The organism is Vibrio sp. MMG023, assembly GCF_021654215.1.
GTDB classification, from domain to species: Bacteria; Pseudomonadota; Gammaproteobacteria; order Enterobacterales; family Vibrionaceae; genus Vibrio; species Vibrio jasicida.
Genome location: NZ_JAKFZP010000002.1, coordinates 749151 through 774581, shown reverse-complemented (window position 1 = coordinate 774581; position 25431 = coordinate 749151). Strand labels below are relative to the sequence as shown.

Below are 25431 nucleotides of genomic sequence, written 5' to 3'. Positions count from 1 at the left end.
TAATTGGTTGTTGAATACACCATGGGGGGCTGGCTTGACCATCCCCCCATTCTTTCTATTTAAGAGAATGAATATGTCAAAAGAATTTAGCCGCACGCAGCGCGTATCACAGCAGCTGCAAAAAGAACTTGCGATGATCCTTCAACGTGAAGTTCGTGACTCTCGCCTAGGCATGGTTACGATTTCTGATGTAGAAGTATCACGCGATCTTGCTTACGCAAAAGTATTCGTTACTTTCCTATGTGTGGGTGAGCAAACGCCAGAATCATGCCTAGCAGCACTACGTGAGCACGAAGTGCACATCCGTATGATGCTTGGTAAGCGTATTCGCCTACGTCTAACGCCTGAAATCCGTTTCTACTACGACAACACACTAGTAGAAGGTATGCGTATGTCGAACCTAGTGTCTGAAGTTGTGAGCGAAGATAAACGTAAACAGCAAGATTCAGGTCGCGAAGAAGATCAGGTAGGGGAAGAGTAATGGCTCGTCGTCGTAAAGGTCGTCCAATTAATGGCGTTATCTTGTTGGACAAACCAACAGGTATTTCTTCAAATGATGCACTGCAAAAAGTAAAACGTATTTTCTTTGCTGAAAAAGCAGGTCATACGGGTGCATTGGACCCACTAGCGACGGGCATGTTGCCAATCTGCTTAGGCGAAGCAACTAAGTTCTCTCAGTTCTTGTTGGATTCAGACAAGCGCTACCGCGTAATCGCAAAGTTGGGTGAGCGTACTGATACGTCTGACTCTGATGGCGAAGTGGTAGAGACTCGTCCAATCGACGTAGATCTAGCGAAGCTTGAATCGTGCATCGATACATTCCGTGGCGAATCAGACCAAGTACCTTCAATGTTCTCTGCATTGAAGTACCAAGGTAAACCATTGTATGAGTACGCGCGTAAAGGTATCGAAGTACCACGTGAGTCTCGTAAGATCATGGTATACGAAATTGTGCTTCACCGTTTTGAAGGCGATGAAGTTGAGATGGAAGTACATTGTTCTAAAGGCACGTACATCCGTACTATCGTTGATGATCTTGGTGAAATGCTTGGTTGTGGTGCGCACGTGACGATGCTGCGTCGTACGGGGGTTGCTAAGTACCCATATGAGAAAATGGTGACGTTAGAGCAGTTAAACGAACTTCTGGAGCAAGCTCATCGCGATGAAGTTGCGCCAAAAGAGCTGCTTGATCCGTTATTGCTACCAATGGATACTGCGGTTGAAGATTTACCAGAAGTAAACCTCAATGCAGAGCTTACCAATCTTGTTCAGCATGGTATGCCTGTACAGGTGTTCGGCGCACCTGCTGGTACGCCACTTCGCATGACTTCAGGTGAAGAGAAACTTTTCATCGGAGTCGCTGAACTAAACGATGACGGAAAAGTGGCACCAAAGCGTTTAGTGGTTTTCCGTGACGAAGCATAAGCTCACCAATGAATTGAAAATACCGGCGAAATCGCCGGTATTTTTGTATTGCGCGGATAAGGAAACTTCCCTATAATTCGCGCTTCGCGTAGCGGCTGAATCAGAGATTGGCTGCTACAACTTTAAACTTACTCTTATTAGGAGAGAATTATGTCTCTGAATGCAGAAACTAAAGCAGCAATCGTTGCAGAATACGCACAAGGCGAAGGCGACACTGGTTCACCAGAAGTTCAAGTAGCTCTACTTACAGCTTCTATCAACCACCTACAAGGTCACTTCAAAGCACACAAAGGCGATCACCACAGCCGTCGTGGTCTTCTACGTATGGTTTCTCGTCGTCGTAAGCTTCTAGATTACCTAAAAGGTAAAAATCTAGCTCGCTACCAAGACCTAATCAAGCGTCTAGGCCTACGTCGCTAATAAGCGACTGCATAGCAGTTTGTCTAAAAGGGGCTTTATGCCCCTTTTTTGTTGCCCGTTACTTATTTTGGCTGCTATAACTTAGCCAAATCAAACTTATGCCGTTATACTACACGCGGCTAAATCTCGTTTTGAGATTTTCACTAAGCTCATCGTATTACAGTCAACCAAGTCGACCAAAAGGTCGCGACTATTAAAAGTGTACTTCAGTCTGACTCAGTCCATTTTTACTAGTCGCGATTCGTAATACCTTGAGTGTCAATTAACACACTCTGAGGCGCCTTTATTCGTAAAGAACGCTCGGAAACAAGGAATAACAATGTTCGAAAAACCAGTTGTTAAAACGTTCCAGTACGGTAACCACACAGTTACTCTAGAAACTGGCGTTATCGCACGTCAAGCTACGGCTGCAGTAATGGTTACAATGGACGATACAGCAGTATTCGTTTCAGTTGTAGGTAAGAAAGAAGCGGTTGCAGGCCAAGATTTCTTCCCACTAACAGTAAACTACCAAGAGCGTACTTACGCGGCAGGTAAAATCCCTGGTGGTTTCTTCAAGCGTGAAGGCCGTCCTTCTGAAGGCGAAACGCTAACAGCTCGTCTAATTGACCGCCCAATTCGTCCACTATTCCCTGATGCATTCAAAAACGAAGTTCAGGTTATCGCGACAGTAATGTCTGTAAACCCAGACGTTCAGCCAGATATCGTAACAATGATCGGTACTTCTGCTGCGCTTGCTATCTCTGGTATCCCGTTCAACGGTCCTATCGGAGCTGCGCGTGTTGGTCACGTTGATGGCCAACTTGTTCTAAACCCAAGCAACACAGAGCTAGATGCATCTAAGCTAGACCTAGTGGTTGCAGGTACAGAATCTGCGGTACTAATGGTTGAATCAGAAGCAGACAACCTAACTGAAGAAGAAATGCTAGCTGCGGTTGTTTACGGTCACGACCAACAACAAGTTGTTATCAACGCGATTAACGAATTCAAAGCTGAAGTTGCTACTCCTGCTTGGGATTGGGTTGCTCCTGAAGAGAACACTGCGCTTAACAACAAGATTGCTGAGCTAGCAGAAGCGAAACTTGTTGAAGCTTACCAAATCACAGAAAAGATGGCTCGTTACGACCGCATTCACGAAATCGCGGCAGAAGTAAACGAAGTGCTACTTGCTGAAGATCCAGAAGCGAACACAAAAGAAATCCACACTATCTTCCACGATCTAGAGAAGACAGTTGTACGTCGTAGCATCATCGCTGGTAACCCACGTATCGATGGTCGTGAGAAAGACATGGTTCGTGCGTTAGACGTACGTACTGGCGTTCTTCCACGTACTCACGGTAGCGCGCTATTCACTCGTGGTGAAACTCAGGCGATCGTTACAGCGACTCTAGGTACACAACGTGATGCTCAAATCATTGATGAGCTAACTGGTGAGCGTAAAGATCACTTCCTACTACACTACAACTTCCCTCCATACTGTGTAGGTGAAACTGGTTTTGTAGGTTCTCCAAAGCGTCGTGAAATCGGCCACGGTAAACTGGCTAAGCGTGGTATCGCTGCAGTAATGCCATCTGTAGATGAGTTCCCATACACAGTACGTGTTGTATCAGAAATCACAGAATCTAACGGTTCTTCATCAATGGCTTCTGTATGTGGTACTTCTCTTGCTCTTATGGATGCAGGTGTGCCAATCAAGTCTTCTGTTGCGGGTATCGCAATGGGTCTTGTTAAAGAAGGTGACGATTTCGTTGTTCTTTCTGACATCCTTGGTGACGAAGACCACCTAGGCGACATGGACTTTAAAGTAGCAGGTACTCAATCTGGTATCACTGCACTTCAAATGGACATCAAGATCGAAGGTATCACCAAAGAGATCATGCAAATTGCGCTTAACCAAGCTCAAGGTGCACGTAAGCACATCCTATCTGTAATGGATGAAGCAATCTCTGGTGCTCGTGAAGACATCTCTGAATTTGCTCCTCGCATTCATACAATGAAGATCAGCTCAGAGAAGATCAAAGACGTTATCGGTAAAGGTGGTGCAGTTATCCGTGCTCTAACGGAAGAAACTGGTACAACTATCGAAATCGAAGACGACGGTACTATCAAGATTGCAGCAACTGAAGGTGCTGCAGCGAAAGAAGCTATCCGCCGTATCGAAGAGATCACTGCTGAAGTTGAAGTAGGCCGTATCTACACTGGTAAAGTAGCTCGTCTAGCAGACTTTGGTGCATTCGTTACTATCCTTCCAGGTAAAGATGGTCTAGTACATATCTCACAAATCGCTGAGAAGCGTGTTGAGAAAGTGTCTGACTACCTAGCTGAAGGTCAAGAAGTTCAAGTTAAAGTTCTTGAAATCGACCGTCAAGGCCGTGTACGTCTAAGCATGAAAGAAGCAGTAGAGAAGCCAGCAGAAGAGGCGTCTGACGCATCTGAAGCGAAAGGTGAGTAATCTTAGTTTCGACTTTTGGTCTTTTATTAGCTTAAGAGCCTGAAAGCATGCTATAAAAGGGGAGCATTTTCGCTCCCTTTTTTTTGGTTTGTTTCGAAGTATTTACCCTCAAATGAGGTTAACTATCCTATAGTGCATAAAAGAGAAACAGACCCAGAGCGGTCCAAACAGGAGTACTAATTAGTGAAATGGTTTCAAACCGCAAGTTTATGTGTTGCTATCGCGCTGACCGGTTGTGCTAATACATCTCAACAATCATCGGAGAAATGGATTTATCCACCGATGGCCGTTCCTCTGCAGCCGAGTGTTCAACAAGAGGTTCAGATCGCGCGTCTGTCTCAGCTTTTACAACGCCCTGACCTAAGTGATGAAGTGCGCGCAAAAATGCATTACGAACGTGGTAACTACTACGACAGTGTTGGTCTTCGTGATCTTGCTCGTTTGGACTTCAACCAGTCTCTACAATTAAACCCTGCTCAACCTGATATATTTAACTTACTTGGGGTGTACTTTACCCAGGTAGGTGAGTTTGATGCGGCTTATGAAGCCTTTGACTCAACGTTAGAATTAGCACCAGAAAACTCTTACGCAGAACGTAATCGAGCCATTGCGTTGTACTACGGCGGTCGAATTGATCTTGCTTTAGAGGACATGACTAAGCACTACGAAGAGATGCCTAGTGACCCATTCCGTGCATTATGGTTATACATCATAGAAGCAGAGCAAAACCCTGAGCAAGCGAAAGCGAACTTAGAAAAACGCTACCAACGTGATCGCAGCGAAGAGTGGGGATGGGTGCTTGTTGCCATTATGCTTCGTGATGTGTCAGATGATGCCGCACTTAAAGCTATTATGGATGGCACGCGTGAAAATTACCGCCTTGCGGAGCGTCTGACAGAAACCTACTTTTATTTAGGTAAGCGCTATCAACTGGAAGGGGATGTGGCTGATGCCATTGCCTTGTATAAATTGGCGATTTCTTTCAATGTGTATGAGTATGTTGAGCATCGTTACTCTTTCCTAGAGTTGGCTCAAATATACGATAGGCTACAACAAGAACAGCTGGCTAAACTCAAAGCCGAGCAACAAAAAGAAGAAGCAAAATAACAGAAGGCCGCTCACTTAGAGCGGCTTTTTTGTGCTTGAAGATTTTGAACCTCTTCACTAAAATAGTTAGCCTTGCTAACTAAATGGATTGTACTCAATGGCATTAGAAAAAAGCTTGATTGATTTGGAACGTTTTTGTGCAAAAGCGTGGCGTGTTTATGCCAAGGAAGATCCGCTTTCTCATTTGAGCTTTAACGAGTTTGATTATCTACGAGTGATCCAGCTTTACCCAGAGGGAGTTCGAATTACGGACCTTGCTGAGGATCTTCAGGTGACAAAACCTTCCGCTTCTAACATGGTGGTTCGTTTGGAGAAAAAAGGATTAGTACAACGCATTGCTTGTAATGAAGATGCACGTTCAAAGCGTGTTCTTTTAACGGAAGAAGTCATTCAAGAAATGTCGTTAGAGCAAGTGGTTTACAAGGATATTTCTGAACAACTCGTGCGTAAACTTGATAAACAAGAAGCACAGCAACTGAAAGCGCTACTGGATAAAGCGCTCGGAAACTAAACATACATTTTATTCTTTTATCTATTTAGTTAGCCTTGCTAACTATTGGTGGTAGTCATGCAAAACTCTATATATAAACAGTTTTGGAAATACACAATTCCGACCGTTGCAGCCATGTTGGTCAACGGCTTATATCAAGTTGTAGATGGCATTTTTATCGGTCGTTATGTAGGGGCTGATGGATTAGCTGGGATCAATGTAGCCTGGCCGATCATTGGCTCGATACTTGGTATTGGTATGATGGTGGGCGTAGGTACGGGTGCACTCGCCTCGATCAAACAAGGTGAAAAAGACAGTGAAGGTGCTAAACGTATTCTTTCAACTGGTCTTTTGCTTTTAGTTGCTTTGATGCCTGTCGTAGCAACAACTTTGTTCTTCTTCGCTGATGACTTTATTGGTTGGCAAGGGGCTGAAGGGCGAGTATACGAACTTGGTTTGCAGTACCTGCACATCTTAAGCGTGGCGTGTGTGTTCTCGTTAGGTTCAATCGCAGTGCCGTTTTTGCTGCGTAACGATGATAGCCCGAACTTAGCCACCATCTTGATGGTGATTGGTGCCGTGATCAATATCGTGCTTGATTACCTGTTTATTGCTTGGCTTGGTTGGGAGCTTGAGGGCGCAGCTATTGCGACTGCGTTAGCACAGATGGTGGTCACCATTCTTGGTGTGGGATACTTCTTTACTTCCAGAGCCAACATGCGTTTGTCTTTCAGTGACTTGAAGATGCAGTTTGATGTTATCCCTAAGATTGTCATGATCGGCACATCAAGCTTCTTCATGTACGCATACGGCTCAATGATGGTCGCGCTGCACAACGCGCTGTTTGCTCAGTATGGTAGCGCTCTGTTAATTGGTGCTTACGCCATCTTGGGTTATATCGTTACGGTCTACTACTTGATCGCGGAAGGCATCGCTAATGGTATGCAGCCTTTAGTGAGCTATAACCATGGCGCACGCAACCAAGACAATATTCGTAAGCTGTTGAAGGTCGCAATGGGCACGTCAGTGCTCGGTGGTGTCGCGTTTGTTATTTTGATGAACATCTTCCCGTATGAGTTTGTCTCGGTGTTCAACAATGCCGATCAAAACCTGATTGATGCGACAGTAGTCGGCATTCGCCTCCATATGTTTGCATTGTTCTTGGATGGTTTCTTAGTGGTTGCTGCGGCGTACTACCAATCGGTGAACAAAGGCAGCAAAGCCATGTTTGTGACCATTGGCAACATGGTTATCCAATTACCGTTCTTGTTTATTATGCCCAAGCTATTTGGTGTAACTGGTATTTGGATTGCATTCCCACTGTCTAACATTGCTTTGAGCTTAGTGGTGATGAGTATGTTGTGGCGTGATATTAAGAAGTTAATGAATGAGAGTACTGTAGAGCCGAGTGTTCAAGTTTCTTAATCGAAAAACGCAAACGAAAAAGCGAGGTTAACACCTCGCTTTTTTATTGGCTTGAAAACCCTGAGAAGGGCTTAGATGTTCTTCACTTCTAAGCCAGCAAGCTGATGCCAGTAACCGTTACATTGGCGGTCTTGGATCTTGCCTGGGTTAGTGCCTTTCTCGTTTGAACGGAATTGGTCTAGTTCAGAGAAGGTACTGATACCGAGTGGGCTTAGACGAACCACATCAACCAAACCTTCCATGCTCGGGAGATCATTGACCAAGTTGTAGCAGTAACCCGATTGAGTCTGAATGCCATTTAGGTTGAAGACTTCTTGACCTTCTTGGCTGCTGACTTGGATACCTGTTGGGTACTTAATACAGCAAGTTTCGCAGTCGTCTTTGGCTTTGTTTTCTGCACGAGCGGTAAAGCAGCGTGCCGAGTAGGCCAGTGGCAGGTAACCATGGCTGAAAACTTCCACTTCAAACTTATTGCGAATACCTAGTTCGTCACATTGAACCAGCGTGTTGCTGAGCCACTCACGCGATAGCTCTACTGGCATACACCAGCGGGTCATGCCTTGTTTTAGGAACAAGTTAAGCGTGTGGGCGTTGTAAGTGTTAACCGCTGGGCCTACTACGAAAGGCACTTTGTGTTCAGAAGCTAATTGAACTGCAGATACGTCGTTAGCTTCAATCGCGAAGTCACCGTTGTCGATGTACTTTTTCATGATGTTGACTTCACTTGGCGCTTCTAATAGTGCCATCGTTGAAAGCACCACTTGTTTACCAGATGTAGACAGTTCTTTCGCAATATCAAACCAGTGTGCAGGTTTCATCTCTCGACGTTTTGAACACACGGTTTCACCTAGATAGATGATGTCCGCAGAACTTGATTTTGCTTGCTCATAAAACGCTTCAATATCTTGCTTTGGCCAGAAGTACAACAGCGGACCAAGTGCGTATTTCATTGAGTTATCCATCTTAACCTCTACTGCCATTTACGGTGGTAAGCACCAAGTGTGGTTTGCGTACCTTCCGATACGTTTGCCAACGCTGCATCCCAAGCCGCTTCTACTTGGTAAGCCTCTGGGTTTGCTTGGTAACGATCAATCGCTGCACGCCATGTGCGCGTTACTTGTTCTACGTACGCAGGGCTACGTTGGCGGCCTTCAATTTTTACTGAAGCCACATTTGCCGCAAACAGCTCAGGTATCATAGAAAGGGTGTTTAAACTGGTTGGCTCTTCCAGTGCGTGGTAGCGTTTCTTCTCGCCTTCAATTTCAGCGTCGAAACGACCTTTACACAAGGTTGGGTAGCCCGCGTTTTCACCGGCGCTGTAGCGATCGATCAGGATGTCGTTAAGACGAGATTCCAGACCGTTTTCTGTTTCTTGCCAGCGAACGTATTTCGCTGGAGAACACGCACCCACGGTGTTTGGTGACTCGCCGGTCATGTAAGACGACAAGTAACAACGACCTTCTGACATGATGCACAAACTACCAAAAGCAAAGACTTCCAGCTCGACATCGCTGGTGATGTTGCGAGAAAGCTGTTTTACCTGATGGATAGACAATACGCGAGGCAGTACAACGCGCTTCACGTTGAAGTTTTGTTTGTAGAAATCAACAGCCGCAACGTTGGTCGCTGAGGCTTGCACAGATAAGTGCAATTCTAGTTCAGGGTATTTGCGAGCAGCGTATTCCAGAACCGCAATGTCAGCGACAATCAAAGCATCAACACCAAGAGCCGCTGCGTTATCGACGGCATTTGTCCAGCGATCAAAGCCATTTGGATGGGCAAAGGTGTTGAGCGCAACGTGGATCTTTTTGTTGCGGTCATGAACGTATTGCACCGCTTTTTCTAGCTTCTTGCCGTTGAAGTTAAGACCAGCAAAGTGACGAGCGTTGGTGTCGTCTTTAAAGCCGATATAGACGGCGTCTGCACCGCAATCAATCGCGGTTTTTAGCGCAGGCAAGTTACCCGCAGGACACAAGAGTTCCATATGCTCACAATTTTAGAGAATAAAAAGGTGCCCGCATTTTATGAAGAATTATGAATAGCGAAATTGACCTAAGTTAGGTTTAGCTCAATAAAGTTGAGATTTACCCCTTGAGAGTAAGGGGTAACACTCAGATTTTGTTGCAGTTGAGATCAGTTCTTATGACGGCGGTTTTGCGCAAACAACTCTTCAACTTCGTGTTTAGGTTGAGGACGGTAAAAATGGAAGCCCTGAATCGAGTTACATTGCAGGTTCGAGAGCAGTGTCGCTTGCTGGTGGGTTTCCACACCTTCGGCAACAACCGTCAAATCTAATGATTTACCAAGGTTGATGATGTTCTCAATCACTGTTACTTGTTTCGGGAGCGTATCGATGTCGTTGATAAACGCGCGGTCGATTTTTAGTTCATCGATAGGGAAGCGAGCTAAGTAGGAAAGGGAAGAGTAACCCGTACCGAAGTCATCAATAGACAATGCGAAACCCAGCTTCTTGATCGCATTAAGCATTTGCAGCGTGTGTTCGCTGTCGCTCATTACCGCACTTTCTGTTAGCTCGAAGGTAATGCAGCTTGGGTCAAGTTCGGTAGTACGCAGTAGCTTCTCCATGTAGTCGATCAACTGTGGGTTCCCAAACTGTTCTGGAGAGAGGTTGATCGCCACGCGTCCCGGTAGAATACCTTGCAGTTTCCAGCGTTTTACTGTGTTAAACACATCACGCATGACCACGCGACCAAGGTGTTCAATCAAGCCTGCACGCTCAGCGACAGGGATAAATGCGCCCGGGCTAATGTAACCTTCAACCGGATGCTTCCAACGTACTAACGCTTCGGCTCCGTTAATGCTGAAGTCGCGGGCGTTAACTTTCGGTTGGTACCAGACTTCCAAGCCGTTTTGCTGCAACGCTTTTTGTAGCTCGATCTCTAACCACAAACGCATCCGCGCTTCTTTGTTCATCTGATCGTTAAATTTAATCAAGCGGTTACGACCACGGTCCTTTGCTTCGTACATCGCGGTATCAGCGTTTTGTAGCAGAATGCGCGCGTCTTGCCCGTCTTCTGGGTAACGCACACTACCAATAGAACACGCAAGGCGCTTACTGAAATGGTGCAGATCGAAAGGTTGGTTAATCAGAGAAATAATGCGCTCAGATAAAATCTCCGCCATGCGAGTGTTTTCAGGCTCAGGCAGGATGATGCCAAACTCGTCGCCGCCTAAATGGCCAATAATTGCTTGGTTTGGCAAAGAACGCTTTAGACGAGCGGAAACCTCTTGAATCACTTTATCACCGATGTGATGGCCAAGTGAGTCATTGATATTCTTAAAGTTATCGATGTCGAGGTAGAAAACCAGTAACGGTGTCTGGCTCTTAATCAGTTGCTCTAATCGTTTAGTAAAGCCAAAGCGATTGTACAACTTGGTCAGCGAATCAATGTGCGCGTCTTCATTGGTGGCAGAAGAGAGTAGTTTTGGCGCATCATCAGCGTCTTGGATTAATATGATTTGGGACTCGCTACCAAGAATTGCCGTAGTATCCGCATGCAATTGGACTTTACGTTCAAATCCACAACGTGCGCTGGTTAAACAAACAAAGGGCTTTTCTGATAACAGCGTGCTGATGCGATGGGTGAAAACCTTTTTGCTGTTTTCATCAATGAACAAGCGAGTAAGCTCTTCACCCAGTAATTCGTGGGGAGAGTTTAACCCCAGTAAGCGAGCTGAAGCAGGGTTTGCAGAGATGATAATGTCATCTTCAACAAGCAATAAACCGTCAGGTAAGAGCTGGGTGAGCTTGGCAAACTTGCTTTCAGATTCTTCTAAAGAGCGAACCAGAATTTGTTTTTCTGATGTATCGACGGCATGAAAAACCACAAAACGGATTTCGTTTTCTTCGTGAATCGGAGAAAGACTGAAGTGCAAACTGGTTTCGAGATCGGTTTCGTCGAGTGTGATTTCTGCTTCGACATGCTCGCCTTTGAAGGCACGCTGATAGTAGGGCGCGAGCTTTTTGTAGAACTGCTCTCCCAATACCTGACTGTCGTTAAGGCCGATGATTTCATCATGACCTAAGCCTGCAATGTCACAATAGCGATCACTTACCATTCGATAATTGTGTTTCTTATCAAGAATGGCAAAAAAGAAAGGGCTATTTGAGGTTAGCGTTGCAAACCAATGTTGTAATTGCTGGGAAGGCATTAAGGTGTTACCGATCTCCAATGAGCCTGATTATTCGTCCGTGTAATAAAAACGCTATTTTGATAACTATAACTTTGAACATACCGTTATTAAAGCGTTTATCCACGACTTAGCGTCAATAATACACGTAAGGTCAAAAAAACGACGCTAAGGTTGGTAAACTGCCTACTTCTAAAACAAACAGTTTTATTGATACATAACAGGTACTGGTATTACTCTATTGCGTAATATAAACGACCTTATGACAAAGTAACGGATAATTAGCGTGTTAAACAAGATTCGCAGTCAACTAGTAAAGAACGCAGCATCAATTTTGCGATCTCCAGTCCAGTTATTGCCACAAACTGTTCAGAAAAAAGCCTTGTTAGAAGGCCTAAAAATGGTGTTCAAAGAAGCCCTAGAAGATGGCGATTTTGAGTTCCTTGAAGACAAGTGGCTAAAAGTTGCGATTAAAGACTTGAACTTAGCATGGTATATCAGCTACCAAGATGAAAAGTTAGTGGTAGCAGAGAAACCGGTTCAGGAAGATGTGAGTTTTAGTGGTAACCTTAACGACCTAGTACTTATTGCTGGTCGTAAAGAAGACCCTGACACGCTGTTCTTCCAACGTCGCCTTTCTATTGAAGGTGACACCGAGCTTGGCTTGGAAGTGAAAAACCTGATGGACAGTGTCGACTTAGAGCAGTTACCAAAAGCAATGCAGGTTGCACTGAACCAACTGGCTGACTTTGTTCAAAAAGGCGTTCAAGCACCAGCACAAGAAACCGGAGTAGCGAATGCTTATTCGAACTGAAGCCCCTGCGGACATTCTGACCATTGACCGCCTATTGAAACATGCTTTCCCCACTGAGGCGGAAGCCAATCTAGTGATGCGCCTACGTGAAAACGGCAAGCTCACTTTGTCGTTGGTAGCATGTACAGATGAAGGTGAAGTCATTGGTCACGCATTGTTTAGTCCTGTGACGCTAAACGGTGAAGATTTGTCTTGGCAAGGGCTTGCACCACTGGCGGTACATGAAGACTACCGTCGTCAAGGTATTGCGGCTGAAATGATTAAAGAAGGTTTCGATTCTTTACGTGATTTTGGTTACCCAGTCTGTGTGGTATTAGGTGAGCCAGAATACTACGCTCGTCAAGGTTTTGAAGCTGGTGAAGAGATGGGTTTTGACTGTGCATGGGAAGTTCCACAAGGTGCATTCCGTGTCGCTGAATTAGTAGAAGGCCAGTGTGACGGTCGTTCAGGTCGTATTGATTACTCACCAGAGTTTTCTGAGTTGTAGTTTGCCGTCTATCTACTCGACTTAGAGAAACAAAGCCCGCATTAAAAAGCGGGCTTTGTTGTCGATGCGCAAAGAGAAAACGTGGATTAATCTTGCTCTTGGATACGTTTTTTGCCCCAAACCTCGATTTTGGCTTTTTTGCTCATACCAGCGGCATTCAGAGTCATGTTCCCCCAGCTTTTGTATTCCATATCCAGACGCTTAAATTTAGCATCTTCAGAGCCTGGTAGAGTCCATGCGCGCGTCGACATGCCCTTAGTTAAAGTGCCGACCATGGTCTTGAGTTTTTTTTCACTGCCATCAGTCATGGTCACTTTCATGTTCTTGATGCTCATGGTGCCTTGAGTACACTTGATTTTAATCTTGCTGAATTTACGATTTTTGAAAAGACCATTTGGCTCAACCGTATCAGTTTCCGTTTGGAAGTTTACGGTTTTTTCAGCGATCAGCTCCCAACCATCGTTGCTATCCTTAGCAAAAGTAGTAAAGCTGGTGGTCGCGACGAGCAATGTGATTGCGAATGATTGGAAAAGCTTCATAACACCTCTGACTTTAAATGCGAAATTTTGGTAGGATTGCCTCGTTCAAATAGGTGACAAAAGATGTCAATTAACGAGAAACAATATTTACATGAAATGGGGATCAGCACATGGGAGCTGACTCACCCAGAAAGATTGGAAGGCTATCAGTCGCCATTATTGGATTTGCAAAGTTCTTGTAAACTCCTATTGGTATCGCCAATGTGTCCTGAAAACGAGACAGCTTTGATGTTTGAGCGTGTATTGAAGAGCATTAAACTCTCGCTCGACGATGCGCTGTATTTAGAACCGAGCCGAGTATCTTCTTTAGGCGAGCACGAGTTGGAGTGGGTATGGTTTGCTGGGTGTGAAGTAGATGCAAGCGTTAATGCAAAACAACTGACTTCCCCACTACTGAAAGATATTGATGGCAACAACGAACAACGTCGCGCCTTGTGGCAGCAGATCTGTTCGTATTCGTAACGGAGCAAAAGCGTGACGATTCAAATTACGCCGATGGAAGCTAAACACTCAGATCAAGTTTGGCAAATTGAGCAGCAAGCACATTCTCACCCTTGGGCTGAATCACTGGTTCGAGATTTATCGAGTCGAGGTGCTTGTCATCATGTGATGACGGAAGATCATCAAGTATTGGGTTACTTTTATGCGCAGAATATTGTGGGTGAAGTGACCTTACTCAACATCGCGATAGCACCGCACCAACAAGGAAAAGGCTTAGGTCAGAAGCTTTTGGATGCTTTCCTTGAATACTGTGAACAAGCAAAAGCAGAGAGCGCTTGGTTGGAAGTGCGTGAAAGTAACCATCCAGCTATTCATATTTATGAACAAGCGGGCTTTAATGAAGTGGATCGTCGTTATAACTATTACCCAGCTAAAACGGGTAATGGCAAAGAAGATGCCATCATTATGAGTTACTTATTTTTGATTTAGTTTTTAGTCATTACGAATTACCTCATCAACACTTATGCTATAAATGCGTATCTGACTTCGAGGCTTTTGAATATGTAATAATAATTTTTTGAATTTTTTACATCTCTTTGTGTGGAGCTAGTTTTCCATTGTTGGCGCTAGGGAATGTGAGCCCTAGGGAAAGAGAGGATGAACCGAGCAAATTGAGTTCATGTCTTTCCAGTTTGCTAGCATAGCGATAATAAGCGAGAATACCGCACAATATCGAATAGTAGATATGCTTGCCCATTTTGTGAGCATGAAAGTAATTTAGAAGATTAACTAATGTCAAATCCCCTTTTTTTAGGCGAAGTTTCTAAGCGTAGAACGTTCGCTATTATTTCTCACCCGGATGCGGGTAAAACCACCATTACTGAAAAAGTACTGTTATTCGGAAACGCAATCCAAAAAGCAGGTACGGTTAAAGGTCGTGGTAACGCACAACACGCAAAATCAGACTGGATGGAAATGGAAAAGGAACGTGGTATCTCGGTAACCACGTCTGTCATGCAGTTTCCTTTCAACGATTGTCTGGTTAACCTACTTGATACTCCTGGACACGAAGACTTCTCGGAAGATACATACCGCACACTTACGGCGGTTGACTCGTGTTTGATGGTTATCGACGCGGCGAAAGGTGTCGAGGATCGTACTCGTAAGCTGATGGAAGTTACTCGTCTGCGCGACACTCCAATCGTAACTTTTATGAACAAACTTGACCGTGACGTTCGTGATCCAATGGAAGTATTGGACGAGGTTGAAAACGAACTTGGCATGATGTGTGCGCCAATTACCTGGCCAATCGGCTGTGGTAAAGAGTTTAAAGGCGTTTACCACATTCACCGTGACGAAACGATTCTGTACGAATCTGGCCACGGTCATGAGATCCAAGAAGTTCGTATCATCAAAGGCCTAGATAACCCTGAGCTTGACGATAAAGTAGGTGAAAGCCTAGCCGCAAGCGTTCGTGAAGAACTTGAACTTGTAATGGGCGCTTGCCCTGAGTTTGACCAAGAAGCGTTCCTAACGGGTGAGCTAACGCCAGTTTACTTCGGTACAGCACTAGGTAACTTCGGTGTAGATCATATGCTAGAAGGTCTGACTGAGTGGGCTCCAGCACCGAAGACTCGTCAAGCGGTTGAACGTGACGTTGAAGCGACAGAAGACAAGTTCTCAGGTTTTGTATTCAAAATTCAAGCAAACATGGATCCAAAACACCGCGACCGTATCGCATTTATGCGTATCGTTTCGGGTACTTACACACAAGGCATGAAGATGAACCACGTTCGTCTAGGCAAGCAAGTGAGTATCTCGGATGCGGTTACCTTCATGGCGGGTGACCGCTCTCGTGCAGAACACGCTTACGCGGGTGACATCATTGGTCTTCACAACCACGGTACGATTCAAATTGGTGATACGTTCACTCAAGGTGAAGCGTTGAAGTTCTCAGGTATTCCAAACTTTGCACCGGAACTGTTCCGTCGTATTCGTCTAAAAGATCCATTGAAGCAGAAGCAGCTACTAAAAGGTTTGGTTCAGCTTTCTGAAGAAGGGGCGGTACAGGTATTCCGTCCACTACAAAACAACGATTTGATCGTTGGTGCGGTTGGTGTACTTCAGTTTGACGTGGTTGTGGCTCGCTTGAAGTCAGAATACAACGTTGAGGCAATCTACGAAGGCGTTAACGTGGCAACGGCGCGTTGGGTTGAGTGTGGTGATGCGAAGAAACTGGATGAGTTCCAGCGTAAGAACCAAACTAACCTAGCGTTGGATGGTGGCGATAACCTAACGTATATCGCACCAACCATGGTTAACTTAAACCTAGCGCGTGAACGTTTCCCTGATATCGATTTCCGTGCGACTCGTGAGCACTAATCGAATCTAACTCGCTTTATATTGCGTACTAGATCATAAGCCGCCGTTAGCTATACACTTAGCTAACGGCGGCTTTTTATTTGGCGCAACGCGAATTCTATTAGCTAAAAAGGGAGTGTGATGAACTGGTTTAAGAAAGGGCTCAAACGCTATGACGATTGGTGCAAAGAGATGGGGCTGACGCCTGATCAAAAGCGCAGTTGTGTGCCGTATAAACAAGACCCAGTTCATGAAGACGAGCCTGCTAAAAAAGCAGAGCAAGGGGAAAGCAAATAATGAAACTGTTTGATACCCACTGCCATTTTGACTTTGACGTCTTTCAACAGGATTTTGCTCACCAAGTCGACCTCGCTCGTGAGCGAGGGGTTGAGCGTATCTTGATTCCGTCTATCGGGCCGAGTAACTGGGCTCGTATTCAAGAGCTGGCCAATCAATACTCTCACCTTTATTACGCGCTGGGTTTTCATCCCTATTTTCTACAACAAGAGTTTGAGCAGTTTGTTCCTGAGCTCGAATCTCTGCTTTCCTCACGCAACCGACAATGCGTTGCGATAGGGGAGTGTGGTTTAGACTTTGCTATCAAGGTTCCCGCCGAGCTTCAAGAGCAGGCGCTCAAATTACAGTTCAAACTGGCAAAACGATTCGAACTACCCGTTATTTTACACAGCCGAAAAGCACACAATCGTCTCATCCAAATGGTCAAAGCTGCTAAGTTGCCGAAAGGTGGTGTGTTGCATGCTTTCTCTGGCAGTTATCAACAGGCGATGGAGTGGGTTCGATTAGGTTTTCTTATCGGAGTTGGGGGCACAATTACCTACCCAAGAGCGAACAAAACACGCGACGCGATTCAAAGGTTACCACTGCAACATCTTGTACTCGAAACCGATGCTCCAGATATGCCTATACTTGGCTATCAGGGCGAACCGAATCACCCTTCAAAACTCATTTATGTCTTAAATGAGCTGTCTGCGTTGCATATAGAAAACAAGCAATCGATTGCGTCTCAGCTATGGGAAAATAGCAATTCTGCCTTCTCTATATGTGAATAAAATCTAAAGATGGTGTTTAAAAGCGAAAACGTTTTCCTTCTTATTGTGAGATAACTCACAAACGAGAGTGAATCAATGATGAATCTTATAAGAAAGTGTGAGGGTGGCATTACTTTAATTGATTCGGGATGAGTATAATTGCCCCCGCTTTATAGCTCCATTTTGTAACACGCCAATAAATAACTTATAAGGAAGTCATAAACTATGAGCCTGTTTATGAGCCTAGTCGGTATGGTAGTGCTTCTTGCTATTGCATTTGCATTTTCTAATAACCGAAAAGCTATCAACTTTAGAACTGTGGGTGGCGCATTTGCTATCCAATTTATCCTAGGTGCATTTGTTCTTTACGTACCTTGGGGCCGTGATCTACTAAACGGTTTCTCTACTGGTGTATCTAACGTTATCAACTACGGTAACGATGGTTCATCTTTCCTATTCGGTGGTCTTGTTTCTGACAAGATGTTCGAAGTATTCGGCGGCGGCGGTTTCATCTTCGCATTCCGCGTTCTTCCTACACTGATCTTCTTCTCTGCACTGATTTCAGTTCTTTACTACATTGGCGTTATGCAGTGGGTTATCAAGATTCTTGGTGGTGCACTACAGAAAGCGCTTGGCACATCTCGTGCGGAATCAATGTCAGCAGCAGCTAACATTTTCGTAGGTCAAACAGAAGCGCCTCTAGTTGTTCGTCCGTTCGTTCCAAAAATGACTCAATCTGAGCTATTCGCGGTAATGTGTGGTGGTCTAGCGTCTGTTGCTGGTGGTGTACTAGCAGGTTACGCATCTATGGGTGTTCCACTAGAATACCTAGTAGCAGCATCATTCATGGCTGCACCAGGTGGTCTACTGTTCGCTAAGATTCTTCACCCAGAGACAGATAAGCCTCACGAAGATATCGAAGAAGCAATGGACGGTGGCGACGACAAACCAGCTAACGTAATCGACGCAGCAGCGGGCGGTGCGGCTTCTGGTCTACAACTTGCGCTAAACGTAGGTGCAATGCTAATCGCATTCGTTGGTCTGATTGCTCTAGTTAACGGTATGCTAGGTGGCATCGGTGGTTGGTTCGGTATGCCTGAACTAACACTAGAACTTATCCTAGGTTACGCGTTCTCTCCACTAGCATTCCTAATCGGTGTTCCATGGGACGAAGCAGTTGTTGCTGGTTCATTCATCGGTCAGAAACTAGTAATCAACGAATTCGTTGCATACTTGAACTTCACACCTTACCTAGGTGAAGGCGCTCAAGTTGTTGCAGCTACTGGTGAAGTAATGTCTGCTAAGACAACAGCTATCATCTCATTCGCACTATGTGGCTTCGCGAACCTTTCTTCTATCGCGATTCTACTTGGTGGTCTAGGTAGCCTTGCACCAAACCGTCGTTCAGATATCGCTCGCATGGGTATTAAAGCAGTTCTTGCTGGTACGTTGTCTAACCTAATGGCAGCGACTATTGCAGGCTTCTGCCTTAGCCTTGCAGCACTATAATTAGAATCGGTCCTTAATATATAGACGCCGTTTTAAATCATGCCCTGTAGCAAGAGATTGCTGCGGGGCATTTTTCGTTTTTCAGGCCTGAAAATTTTATCGTATGTAGGTCGATGCAATTCGCTTACGCAGTCGATGGAATAGGGGCTGGGAAATTTTGAGATACAAACCGTTTGCGCTCTATTTGGTGCTACAGTTTTGCGGTGAAACTCTATAATGTAGTAATCATGAAATGGTGGTTCTGACAACCACTTAATCACAGAGTGAATATTACATACTCGATGGGCAAATGAATTGCCCTCCAATATCAGTTCCCACAAGCGTTTTATTGTGTGATGTGATATTAAAGACACCGCAATCATAGATTGTTGTGCCATAGGCCAAACTGGTACTGTGCGGTGACAAGGATAGCAATTGGTATATGATTTTTCGCAGTATATGCCGAGTCTTCAGGGAACCAAGTCCGTTCATTAATAGACTGCTTAGCTAAAATCTCACGCTGTCTCTACTTGTTGATTATAGTTAGAGAAGTGATGTGAAGCTGAGTAGTGAATTTTTTGAATATTGATCGGAGATAGAAATGAGCGATTTAAAAGCAGCAGCGCTACGTGCACTGAAACTTATGGACCTTACTACGCTAAATGATGATGACACTGATGCAAAAGTGATCTCGCTATGTCATGACGCGAAAACTGCAGTAGGCAACACAGCTGCAATCTGTATTTACCCTCGCTTTATTCCTATTGCTAAGAAGACACTTCGTGAGCAAGGTACGCCAGAAGTTCGCATTGCGACTGTAACGAACTTCCCACACGGTAACGACGATATCGACATCGCTGTTGCTGAAACAAAAGCGGCGGTTGCTTACGGTGCAGACGAAGTAGACGTAGTTTTCCCATACCGCGCTCTAATGGCGGGTAACGAGAAAGTTGGCTTCGAACTAGTTAAGCAATGTAAAGAAGCTTGTGGTGATATCCTTCTTAAAGTGATCATCGAAACAGGTGAACTAAAAGAAGAAGCGCTAATCAAGAAAGCATCTCAAATCTGTATCGAAGCAGGTGCTGACTTCATTAAAACTTCAACTGGTAAAGTACCAGTAAACGCAACACCAGAATACGCTCGCATGATGCTTGAAGTTATTCGTGATATGGGTGTTGCAGAATCTGTTGGTTTCAAACCAGCAGGTGGTGTGCGTACTGCTGAAGATGCAGCGGCATACCTAGCAATGGCTGATGAAATCCTTGGTGACAACTGGGTTGATGCTCGTCACTACCGTTTCGGTGCGTCTAGTCTGCTAACAAACCTACTAAATACATTAGAAGTATCGGACCAAGTCGCTGATCCAACAGCGTACTAATTCCAAAAAAAGCGTCTGAACGGTAGCACCAGCTTTGGTGCTACCAAACCTCTTCTATCCTACTTTTACCATGGCTCATTATGAGCTTGGGAGGCACTAATGTATTTACCACAAGAAATCATTCGTAAAAAACGTGACGGCGAAGTTCTAACAGCCGACGAAATCAACTTCTTTATTCAAGGCGTAGCAAACAACAGTGTATCTGAAGGCCAGATCGCCGCTTTTGCTATGACAATCTTCTTCAATGAAATGACGATGCCAGAGCGTATCGCACTAACCTGTGCAATGCGTGATTCAGGTATGGTTATCGATTGGAGCCACATGAATTTTGGTGGTCCAATTGTCGATAAGCACTCTACTGGTGGTGTGGGTGACGTGACTTCTCTAATGCTTGGTCCAATGGTGGCTGCATGCGGTGGCTTCGTACCTATGATCTCTGGTCGTGGTCTTGGCCATACGGGCGGTACGCTTGATAAGCTTGAGTCTATTCCTGGCTACAACATCACACCGACAAACGACGTATTTGGTCAAGTAACCAAAGACGCAGGTGTGGCAATTATCGGTCAAACGGGTGACCTAGCACCAGCGGATAAGCGCGTTTACGCGACTCGCGATATCACCGCGACAGTAGATAATATTTCACTGATCACGGCGTCGATTTTATCGAAGAAGCTTGCTGCAGGTCTTGAATCTCTAGTGATGGACGTAAAAGTAGGTTCTGGCGCATTCATGCCAACTTACGAAGCGTCTGAAGAGCTAGCAAAATCAATCGTAGCAGTAGCAAACGGTGCTGGTACTAAGACAACCGCTATCCTAACGGACATGAACCAAGTATTGGCCTCTTCTGCGGGTAACGCAGTGGAAGTACGCGAAGCGGTTCGTTTCCTAACAGGTGAATACCGTAACCCTCGTCTACTTGAAGTAACCATGGCTTCATGTGCTGAAATGTTAGTACTTGGCAAACTGGCTGAGAACACAGAAGACGCACGTGCGAAATTGATGGAAGCACTAGATAACGGCAAAGCGGCTGAGTGCTTCGGTAAGATGATTGCCGGTCTAGGTGGCCCAGCAGATTTCGTAGAAAACTACGATAATTACCTAGAGAAAGCGGAAATCATCAAACCAGTATACGCAACTGAAACGGGCGTTGTATCTGCGATGGATACTCGTGCAATCGGCATGGCTGTGGTTTCTATGGGCGGTGGTCGTCGTGTAGCAACAGACGAAATCGACTACGCGGTTGGTTTTGATAACTTCATTCGTTTAGGCGAAGTAGCGGACAGTGACAAGCCTTTAGCGGTGATCCATGCTCGCACAGAAGAGCAGTGGGAAGAAGCGGCAAAAGCGCTTCGCAGCGCAATTAAAGTAGGTGGAGAATACACACCAACGCCAGAGGTCTACCGCCAAATCCGTGCAGAAGATCTTTAATCGAACAAGTAATTACACAAGGCCTACTCAATCATAATTAGAAGCCGAGTGGGCCTAAGGAACGAGCAATGAAAAGAGCATTTATTTTAGTACTAGACTCATTCGGTATCGGCGAAACCGCTGATGCGAAGCAATTTGGTGATGTAGGTTCAGACACACTAGGTCATATCGCTGACCAGTGTGAGCAAGGCTTAGCGGATAACGATCAGCGTAAAGGCGCACTTCGTCTTCCAAACCTATCTAAGCTTGGTCTGGCAATGGCACATAAAGAATCAACAGGTCGCTTCGCACCTGGCCTAGACGCAGACGCTGAAATCATCGGTGCATACGGTCACGCTGCAGAGCTTTCTTCAGGTAAAGACACACCGTCTGGTCACTGGGAAATCGCAGGTGTGCCTGTTCTGTTTGATTGGGGTTACTTCACTGACAAAGCAAACAGCTTCCCGAAAGAACTGACTGACCGCATTCTTGAGCGTGCAGGTCTTGACGGTTTCCTAGGTAACTGCCATGCATCTGGTACTCAAGTTCTTGACGATCTGGGTGAAGAACATATGAAGACTGGCAAACCAATCTTCTACACGTCTGCTGACTCTGTATTCCAAATCGCATGTCACGAAGAGACATTCGGTCTAGACCGTCTACTAGAGCTTTGCCAAATCGCACGTGAAGAGCTAGAAGATTACAACATTGGTCGTGTTATCGCGCGTCCATTTGTTGGTGCTGGTAAAGGTCAATTTGAGCGTACCGGTAACCGTCGTGATCTTTCTGTTGAGCCACCATCAGCAACGGTTCTACAGAAACTTGTTGAAGAGAAGCAAGGCAACGTGGTTTCTATCGGTAAGATTGCTGATATCTACGCAAACTGCGGCATCACTAAGAAAGTGAAAGCGACAGGTATCCCTGCATTGTTCGAAGCAACGCTAGAACAAATCAAAGAAGCGGGCGACAACACGATCGTATTCACTAACTTCGTAGACTTCGACTCAGCTTACGGTCACCGTCGTGACGTAGCGGGTTACGCTGCTGCGCTTGAGTACTTCGATGGTCGCATCAATGAAGTGCTGGATATTATGGAAGAAGACGATGTGCTTATTCTAACGGCAGACCACGGTTGTGACCCAACATGGCCAGGTACAGACCACACTCGTGAGCACATCCCAGTGATTGTTTACGGTAAGAAAGTACCAGCAGGTTCACTAGGCCGTCGTGACAGCTTTGCTGATATCGGTCAAACATTGGCAACGTACTTCGGTATTTCTCCAATGGATTACGGTAAGAACTTCCTATAATTATTTAGGTTTTGAAAACTAGGAGCTTCATGCTCCTAGTTTTATGTTCGCAGCATGAAAGTGCTGCTTGTCGGAAATGAGAATATTCTAGCCAAAACCGCCAACAGCAGCGCGGATCGCTAGAGACAGGTTAAGGAAAAGAAACATGGCAACTCCACATATCAACGCAGAAATGGGTGCTTTCGCAGACGTCGTTCTAATGCCGGGTGACCCACTACGTGCAAAATACATCGCAGAGACTTTCCTTGAAGATGTTGTTCAAGTGTGTGACGTTCGTAATATGTTTGGTTACACAGGCACTTACAAAGGTCGTAAGATCTCAGTAATGGGCCATGGTATGGGTATCCCATCTTGTTCAATCTACGTGACTGAGCTAATCAAAGACTTCGGCGTTAAGAAAGTGATCCGTGTAGGTAGCTGTGGCGCTGTGAACGAAGACATCAAAGTACGTGATGTTGTGATCGGTATGGGCGCATGTACAGACTCTAAAGTGAACCGCATTCGCTTCAAAGGTCATGACTTTGCCGCTATCGCTGACTACAAAATGGTTCGTGCAGCAGAAGAAGCAGCAAAAGCTCGCGGCGTAGACGTGAAAGTAGGTAACCTATTCTCTGCAGAGCTGTTCTACACGCCAGATCCAGAAATGTTCGACGTAATGGACAAGTACGGTATCGTAGGTGTGGAAATGGAAGCGGCAGGTATCTACGGCGTTGCAGCAGAGTATGGCGCGAAAGCTCTGACTATCTGTACTGTTTCTGACCACATCAAGACTGGCGAGCAAACCACATCTGAAGAGCGTCAAAATACGTTCAACGATATGATGCTGATTGCACTTGATTCAGTACTACTAGGCGATGAAGAGTAAGACGAAGGGATAGCGTTCTTTTCGCTTTAAAGCATTACAAAAACAGCCCGCATTGTGCGGGCTGTTTTTTTATCCGAGATCGAATGAGAGCTACTTTGTCAGTAACAGGTTTTCACCTTTTTTACGGCGGATTGGTTGTCTGCGTAAAATCATAATGAACAGCATGCCGCACACAAAGCTCATCAGAACCATCATGTACATGTAGCGATCGCTCTTACGGTAATGGTGATCGGAAATCGCTGTTACACGACCTGTTTCAAAGGTCACGCGAACAAAACCAATCACAGCGCCATCAGCCGATACGGGCTCGACCAATTGTTGGCGCCCGATAGAGGCTGTCGCCAGCGGTGTATCTAATCCTAGCACTTCACGTACCGAAAGCGCCTCTTCACTGGAAGCCAAACGTACACCTTGCGCATCATAGATGGTGGCATCAAATACTAAACGGTCTTGCGCAAGTTGGTTGGTTAACTTAAGTAGACTTTCTTGATCTTTATTTATGATCATTTCACTAGCGGATAACGACGCTTGCGAAATCAAAACTTTTGTCAGTGTTTCAAGCTGCTGTGCTTGAATCTTCTCGTTGCCCTTACTGATCACGACACTGTTTTTTATGGTGATAAATAGCATCACGCATAGCAGGATCAGCGCTAGGATTCGTAGGGCATTCCTCACTGAGAACAGGGATTCACTCATGCTGTTTACTCGTCCATTCAAAACAAAACAAAGACTTGCCTTTTTAGCTTGTTGAGGTAACGTTTTAGCAAAGTCACAAGGGATTATATACATGGACGCGTCAAAAAGCTTGCCTATCAGAAGGCATACGACTCTTTTAAAACGACTACCCGAAACTCGCTTTGCCACCCAGCTTGATAAAGCCAAGGCTAACTGGATTGTGTTTGGTGAACATCTTGAGCCCCGTAACTTCGAAGACATCGATTTTTTTACTGGTTTCTACAATCCAATCTTAGACACTTGGAAAGTTGGGCAGTATGAAGTTGCATTGATGGCTGGGCAACTCACTCCAGAGCACGAAATTATTTTGAAGAACCTTAACCTTGATTATGCGTCGCTTAATGAAGTGCCGGATCTCTCTACGCCAGGGCTGGTGGTTTTCGATATGGATTCGACGGCGATTCAAATCGAGTGTATTGATGAAATCGCTAAGCTGGCAGGCGTTGGTGAAGAAGTGGCAGAAGTCACCGAACGAGCCATGCAAGGGGAGTTGGATTTCGAACAAAGTTTGCGTCAGCGCGTGGGTAAACTGAAAGGTTCCGATGAAGCGATTTTGGAACAAGTACGTAGCCAACTGCCATTTATGCCTGACTTTGAAGCGCTGATTGCGACCTTTAAAGCACTAGGTTGGAAGACGGCGATTGCTTCCGGTGGCTTTACTTATTTTTCTGATTTCATCAAAGACAAAGTTGGCTTGGACTTTGCTCAATCGAACCAATTGGAAATTATCGATGGCAAGTTGACCGGTCAGGTACTTGGCGATGTTGTCTCTGCACAAACAAAAGCGGATATCTTGGTTGAACTTGCAGAAGAGTATGACATTGAACAACACAATACAGTGGCCGTAGGCGATGGAGCCAATGACTTGGTGATGATGTCTGCTGCAGGGCTAGGTATTGCTTATCATGCGAAACCAAAGGTAGAACAACAAGCGCAGACATCAGTTCGATTTGCGGGGCTCGGTGGAGTGTTATGCATTCTGTCAGGCGCTTTGGTTAAGCAACAGAAAATCAGCTGGCAAGCAAAGCCATAAGCTCAAGGTTTAAGACCGACCAATAGAAAACACCGCCTATAGTTGGCGGTGTT

The 25431-nt window shown here is 45.3% G+C and carries 24 protein-coding genes and 1 pseudogene; 20 read left to right on the top strand and 5 right to left on the bottom strand.

The features are described from left to right. The first annotated feature begins 73 nt into the window (after positions 1-73). From rbfA to vmrA, 7 genes are all read left to right on the top strand, one after another. Positions 74-481, top strand: coding sequence for a 30S ribosome-binding factor RbfA (gene rbfA / locus L1076_RS08690; protein ID WP_104037356.1), 408 nt, complete (start codon positions 74-76; stop codon positions 479-481). After that, positions 481-1425 (top strand): tRNA pseudouridine(55) synthase TruB, encoded by a 945-nt coding sequence (gene truB / locus L1076_RS08685; RefSeq protein WP_237303513.1) that lies wholly within the window; start codon positions 481-483, stop codon positions 1423-1425. Before rbfA ends, truB begins: the two co-directional genes overlap by 1 nt. Before the next feature lie 150 nt (positions 1426-1575). Then, a complete protein-coding gene (gene rpsO, locus L1076_RS08680) occupies positions 1576-1845 on the top strand; it encodes a 30S ribosomal protein S15 (protein ID WP_005380094.1) in 270 nt (89 codons plus the stop codon). A 319-nt stretch (positions 1846-2164) separates the two neighbouring features. Then, positions 2165-4297, top strand: coding sequence for a polyribonucleotide nucleotidyltransferase (gene pnp / locus L1076_RS08675; protein ID WP_038865885.1), 2133 nt, complete (start codon positions 2165-2167; stop codon positions 4295-4297). 183 nt (positions 4298-4480) lie between these two features. Then, complete coding sequence (nlpI, locus tag L1076_RS08670; RefSeq protein ID WP_038878965.1) at positions 4481-5404, top strand: lipoprotein NlpI; 924 nt, start codon at positions 4481-4483, stop codon at positions 5402-5404. A gap of 97 nt (positions 5405-5501) precedes the next feature. Continuing rightward, positions 5502-5915 carry a MarR family transcriptional regulator gene (locus L1076_RS08665; RefSeq protein WP_038865889.1) on the top strand — a complete coding sequence of 138 codons (414 nt, stop codon included), beginning with the start codon at positions 5502-5504 and terminating at the stop codon, positions 5913-5915. Positions 5916-5972: 57 nt separating this feature from the next. After that, positions 5973-7319 (top strand): sodium-coupled multidrug efflux MATE transporter VmrA, encoded by a 1347-nt coding sequence (gene vmrA / locus L1076_RS08660; protein WP_038865891.1) that lies wholly within the window; start codon positions 5973-5975, stop codon positions 7317-7319. A 71-nt stretch (positions 7320-7390) separates the two neighbouring features. Here vmrA and L1076_RS08655 read toward each other — a convergent pair whose 3' ends face one another. From L1076_RS08655 to L1076_RS08645, 3 genes are all read right to left on the bottom strand, one after another. After that, on the bottom strand, positions 7391-8269 hold the full coding sequence (locus L1076_RS08655; protein WP_038866052.1) for a U32 family peptidase: 879 nt from the start codon (positions 8267-8269) through the stop codon (positions 7391-7393). Positions 8270-8289: 20 nt separating this feature from the next. Beyond that, positions 8290-9303 carry a peptidase U32 family protein gene (locus L1076_RS08650; RefSeq protein WP_038865894.1) on the bottom strand — a complete coding sequence of 338 codons (1014 nt, stop codon included), beginning with the start codon at positions 9301-9303 and terminating at the stop codon, positions 8290-8292. Between the two features lie 149 nt (positions 9304-9452). Continuing rightward, positions 9453-11492 (bottom strand): EAL domain-containing protein, encoded by a 2040-nt coding sequence (locus L1076_RS08645; RefSeq protein ID WP_038865896.1) that lies wholly within the window; start codon positions 11490-11492, stop codon positions 9453-9455. Positions 11493-11757: 265 nt separating this feature from the next. On the opposite strand from L1076_RS08645, the gene L1076_RS08640 reads away from it, so the two are divergent. Both L1076_RS08640 and L1076_RS08635 read left to right on the top strand, forming a co-directional pair. Then, on the top strand, positions 11758-12285 hold the full coding sequence (locus L1076_RS08640) for an SCP2 domain-containing protein (RefSeq protein WP_005431915.1): 528 nt from the start codon (positions 11758-11760) through the stop codon (positions 12283-12285). Then, positions 12269-12772, top strand: coding sequence for an N-acetyltransferase (locus tag L1076_RS08635; protein WP_038865898.1), 504 nt, complete (start codon positions 12269-12271; stop codon positions 12770-12772). Before L1076_RS08640 ends, L1076_RS08635 begins: the two co-directional genes overlap by 17 nt. 86 nt (positions 12773-12858) lie before the next feature. Here the strand turns inward: L1076_RS08635 and L1076_RS08630 are convergent, their stop codons facing one another. Then, positions 12859-13311, bottom strand: a complete 453-nt coding sequence (locus L1076_RS08630) for a hypothetical protein (protein WP_042603165.1) — start codon at positions 13309-13311, stop codon at positions 12859-12861. 63 nt (positions 13312-13374) lie between these two features. On the opposite strand from L1076_RS08630, the gene L1076_RS08625 reads away from it, so the two are divergent. From L1076_RS08625 to deoD, 10 genes and pseudogenes are all read left to right on the top strand, one after another. Continuing rightward, positions 13375-13773, top strand: a complete 399-nt coding sequence (locus tag L1076_RS08625; protein WP_039976184.1) for a DNA polymerase III subunit psi — start codon at positions 13375-13377, stop codon at positions 13771-13773. A 12-nt stretch (positions 13774-13785) separates the two neighbouring features. Beyond that, the gene (rimI, locus tag L1076_RS08620) at positions 13786-14241 is read left to right on the top strand and encodes a ribosomal protein S18-alanine N-acetyltransferase (RefSeq protein ID WP_038865902.1); all 456 of its coding nucleotides are present in this window, start codon (positions 13786-13788) and stop codon (positions 14239-14241) included. A 303-nt stretch (positions 14242-14544) separates the two neighbouring features. Then, positions 14545-16134 (top strand): peptide chain release factor 3, encoded by a 1590-nt coding sequence (prfC, locus tag L1076_RS08615; protein WP_039976183.1) that lies wholly within the window; start codon positions 14545-14547, stop codon positions 16132-16134. Between the two features lie 120 nt (positions 16135-16254). After that, a pseudogene (locus L1076_RS08610) lies at positions 16255-16423 on the top strand (DUF5363 family protein). Then, a complete protein-coding gene (locus L1076_RS08605; RefSeq protein ID WP_104037352.1) occupies positions 16410-17183 on the top strand; it encodes a TatD family hydrolase in 774 nt (257 codons plus the stop codon). The pseudogene L1076_RS08610 and the gene L1076_RS08605 overlap by 14 nt, the downstream one beginning before the upstream one ends. A 204-nt stretch (positions 17184-17387) precedes the next feature. Then, positions 17388-18671: a NupC/NupG family nucleoside CNT transporter gene (locus L1076_RS08600; RefSeq protein ID WP_038865906.1), complete on the top strand. Its 1284-nt coding sequence runs from the start codon at positions 17388-17390 to the stop codon at positions 18669-18671. Positions 18672-19251: 580 nt separating this feature from the next. After that, the gene (gene deoC, locus L1076_RS08595; RefSeq protein ID WP_038865907.1) at positions 19252-20028 is read left to right on the top strand and encodes a deoxyribose-phosphate aldolase; all 777 of its coding nucleotides are present in this window, start codon (positions 19252-19254) and stop codon (positions 20026-20028) included. A gap of 99 nt (positions 20029-20127) precedes the next feature. Further along, the gene (gene deoA / locus L1076_RS08590) at positions 20128-21456 is read left to right on the top strand and encodes a thymidine phosphorylase (RefSeq protein ID WP_038865909.1); all 1329 of its coding nucleotides are present in this window, start codon (positions 20128-20130) and stop codon (positions 21454-21456) included. Positions 21457-21524: 68 nt separating this feature from the next. Next, a complete protein-coding gene (locus L1076_RS08585; RefSeq protein ID WP_237303512.1) occupies positions 21525-22745 on the top strand; it encodes a phosphopentomutase in 1221 nt (406 codons plus the stop codon). Positions 22746-22890: 145 nt separating this feature from the next. Further along, positions 22891-23610 carry a purine-nucleoside phosphorylase gene (gene deoD / locus L1076_RS08580; protein ID WP_038865914.1) on the top strand — a complete coding sequence of 240 codons (720 nt, stop codon included), beginning with the start codon at positions 22891-22893 and terminating at the stop codon, positions 23608-23610. A gap of 90 nt (positions 23611-23700) precedes the next feature. Here deoD and L1076_RS08575 read toward each other — a convergent pair whose 3' ends face one another. Continuing rightward, positions 23701-24306, bottom strand: coding sequence for a YtjB family periplasmic protein (locus tag L1076_RS08575; protein WP_038866054.1), 606 nt, complete (start codon positions 24304-24306; stop codon positions 23701-23703). Positions 24307-24397: 91 nt separating this feature from the next. On the opposite strand from L1076_RS08575, the gene serB reads away from it, so the two are divergent. After that, on the top strand, positions 24398-25378 hold the full coding sequence (gene serB, locus L1076_RS08570; protein WP_039976178.1) for a phosphoserine phosphatase: 981 nt from the start codon (positions 24398-24400) through the stop codon (positions 25376-25378). Positions 25379-25431: the final 53 nt, after the last annotated feature.

What these genes read in the sequence shown, in the direction of transcription:
- rbfA (WP_104037356.1), top strand. Translation starts at nt 74, where the DNA reads ATGTCAAAAGAATTTAGCCGCACGCAGCGCGTATCACAGCAGCTGCAA.
- truB (WP_237303513.1), top strand. Translation starts at nt 481, where the DNA reads ATGGCTCGTCGTCGTAAAGGTCGTCCAATTAATGGCGTTATCTTGTTG.
- rpsO (WP_005380094.1), top strand. Translation starts at nt 1,576, where the DNA reads ATGTCTCTGAATGCAGAAACTAAAGCAGCAATCGTTGCAGAATACGCA.
- pnp (WP_038865885.1), top strand. Translation starts at nt 2,165, where the DNA reads ATGTTCGAAAAACCAGTTGTTAAAACGTTCCAGTACGGTAACCACACA.
- L1076_RS08665 (WP_038865889.1), top strand. Translation starts at nt 5,502, where the DNA reads ATGGCATTAGAAAAAAGCTTGATTGATTTGGAACGTTTTTGTGCAAAA.
- vmrA (WP_038865891.1), top strand. Translation starts at nt 5,973, where the DNA reads ATGCAAAACTCTATATATAAACAGTTTTGGAAATACACAATTCCGACC.
- L1076_RS08655 (WP_038866052.1), bottom strand. Translation starts at nt 8,269, where the DNA reads ATGAAATACGCACTTGGTCCGCTGTTGTACTTCTGGCCAAAGCAAGAT.
- L1076_RS08650 (WP_038865894.1), bottom strand. Translation starts at nt 9,303, where the DNA reads ATGGAACTCTTGTGTCCTGCGGGTAACTTGCCTGCGCTAAAAACCGCG.
- L1076_RS08645 (WP_038865896.1), bottom strand. Translation starts at nt 11,492, where the DNA reads ATGCCTTCCCAGCAATTACAACATTGGTTTGCAACGCTAACCTCAAAT.
- L1076_RS08635 (WP_038865898.1), top strand. Translation starts at nt 12,269, where the DNA reads ATGCTTATTCGAACTGAAGCCCCTGCGGACATTCTGACCATTGACCGC.
- L1076_RS08630 (WP_042603165.1), bottom strand. Translation starts at nt 13,311, where the DNA reads ATGAAGCTTTTCCAATCATTCGCAATCACATTGCTCGTCGCGACCACC.
- L1076_RS08625 (WP_039976184.1), top strand. Translation starts at nt 13,375, where the DNA reads ATGTCAATTAACGAGAAACAATATTTACATGAAATGGGGATCAGCACA.
- prfC (WP_039976183.1), top strand. Translation starts at nt 14,545, where the DNA reads ATGTCAAATCCCCTTTTTTTAGGCGAAGTTTCTAAGCGTAGAACGTTC.
- L1076_RS08605 (WP_104037352.1), top strand. Translation starts at nt 16,410, where the DNA reads ATGAAACTGTTTGATACCCACTGCCATTTTGACTTTGACGTCTTTCAA.
- L1076_RS08600 (WP_038865906.1), top strand. Translation starts at nt 17,388, where the DNA reads ATGAGCCTGTTTATGAGCCTAGTCGGTATGGTAGTGCTTCTTGCTATT.
- deoC (WP_038865907.1), top strand. Translation starts at nt 19,252, where the DNA reads ATGAGCGATTTAAAAGCAGCAGCGCTACGTGCACTGAAACTTATGGAC.
- deoA (WP_038865909.1), top strand. Translation starts at nt 20,128, where the DNA reads ATGTATTTACCACAAGAAATCATTCGTAAAAAACGTGACGGCGAAGTT.
- L1076_RS08585 (WP_237303512.1), top strand. Translation starts at nt 21,525, where the DNA reads ATGAAAAGAGCATTTATTTTAGTACTAGACTCATTCGGTATCGGCGAA.
- deoD (WP_038865914.1), top strand. Translation starts at nt 22,891, where the DNA reads ATGGCAACTCCACATATCAACGCAGAAATGGGTGCTTTCGCAGACGTC.
- L1076_RS08575 (WP_038866054.1), bottom strand. Translation starts at nt 24,306, where the DNA reads ATGAGTGAATCCCTGTTCTCAGTGAGGAATGCCCTACGAATCCTAGCG.
- serB (WP_039976178.1), top strand. Translation starts at nt 24,398, where the DNA reads ATGGACGCGTCAAAAAGCTTGCCTATCAGAAGGCATACGACTCTTTTA.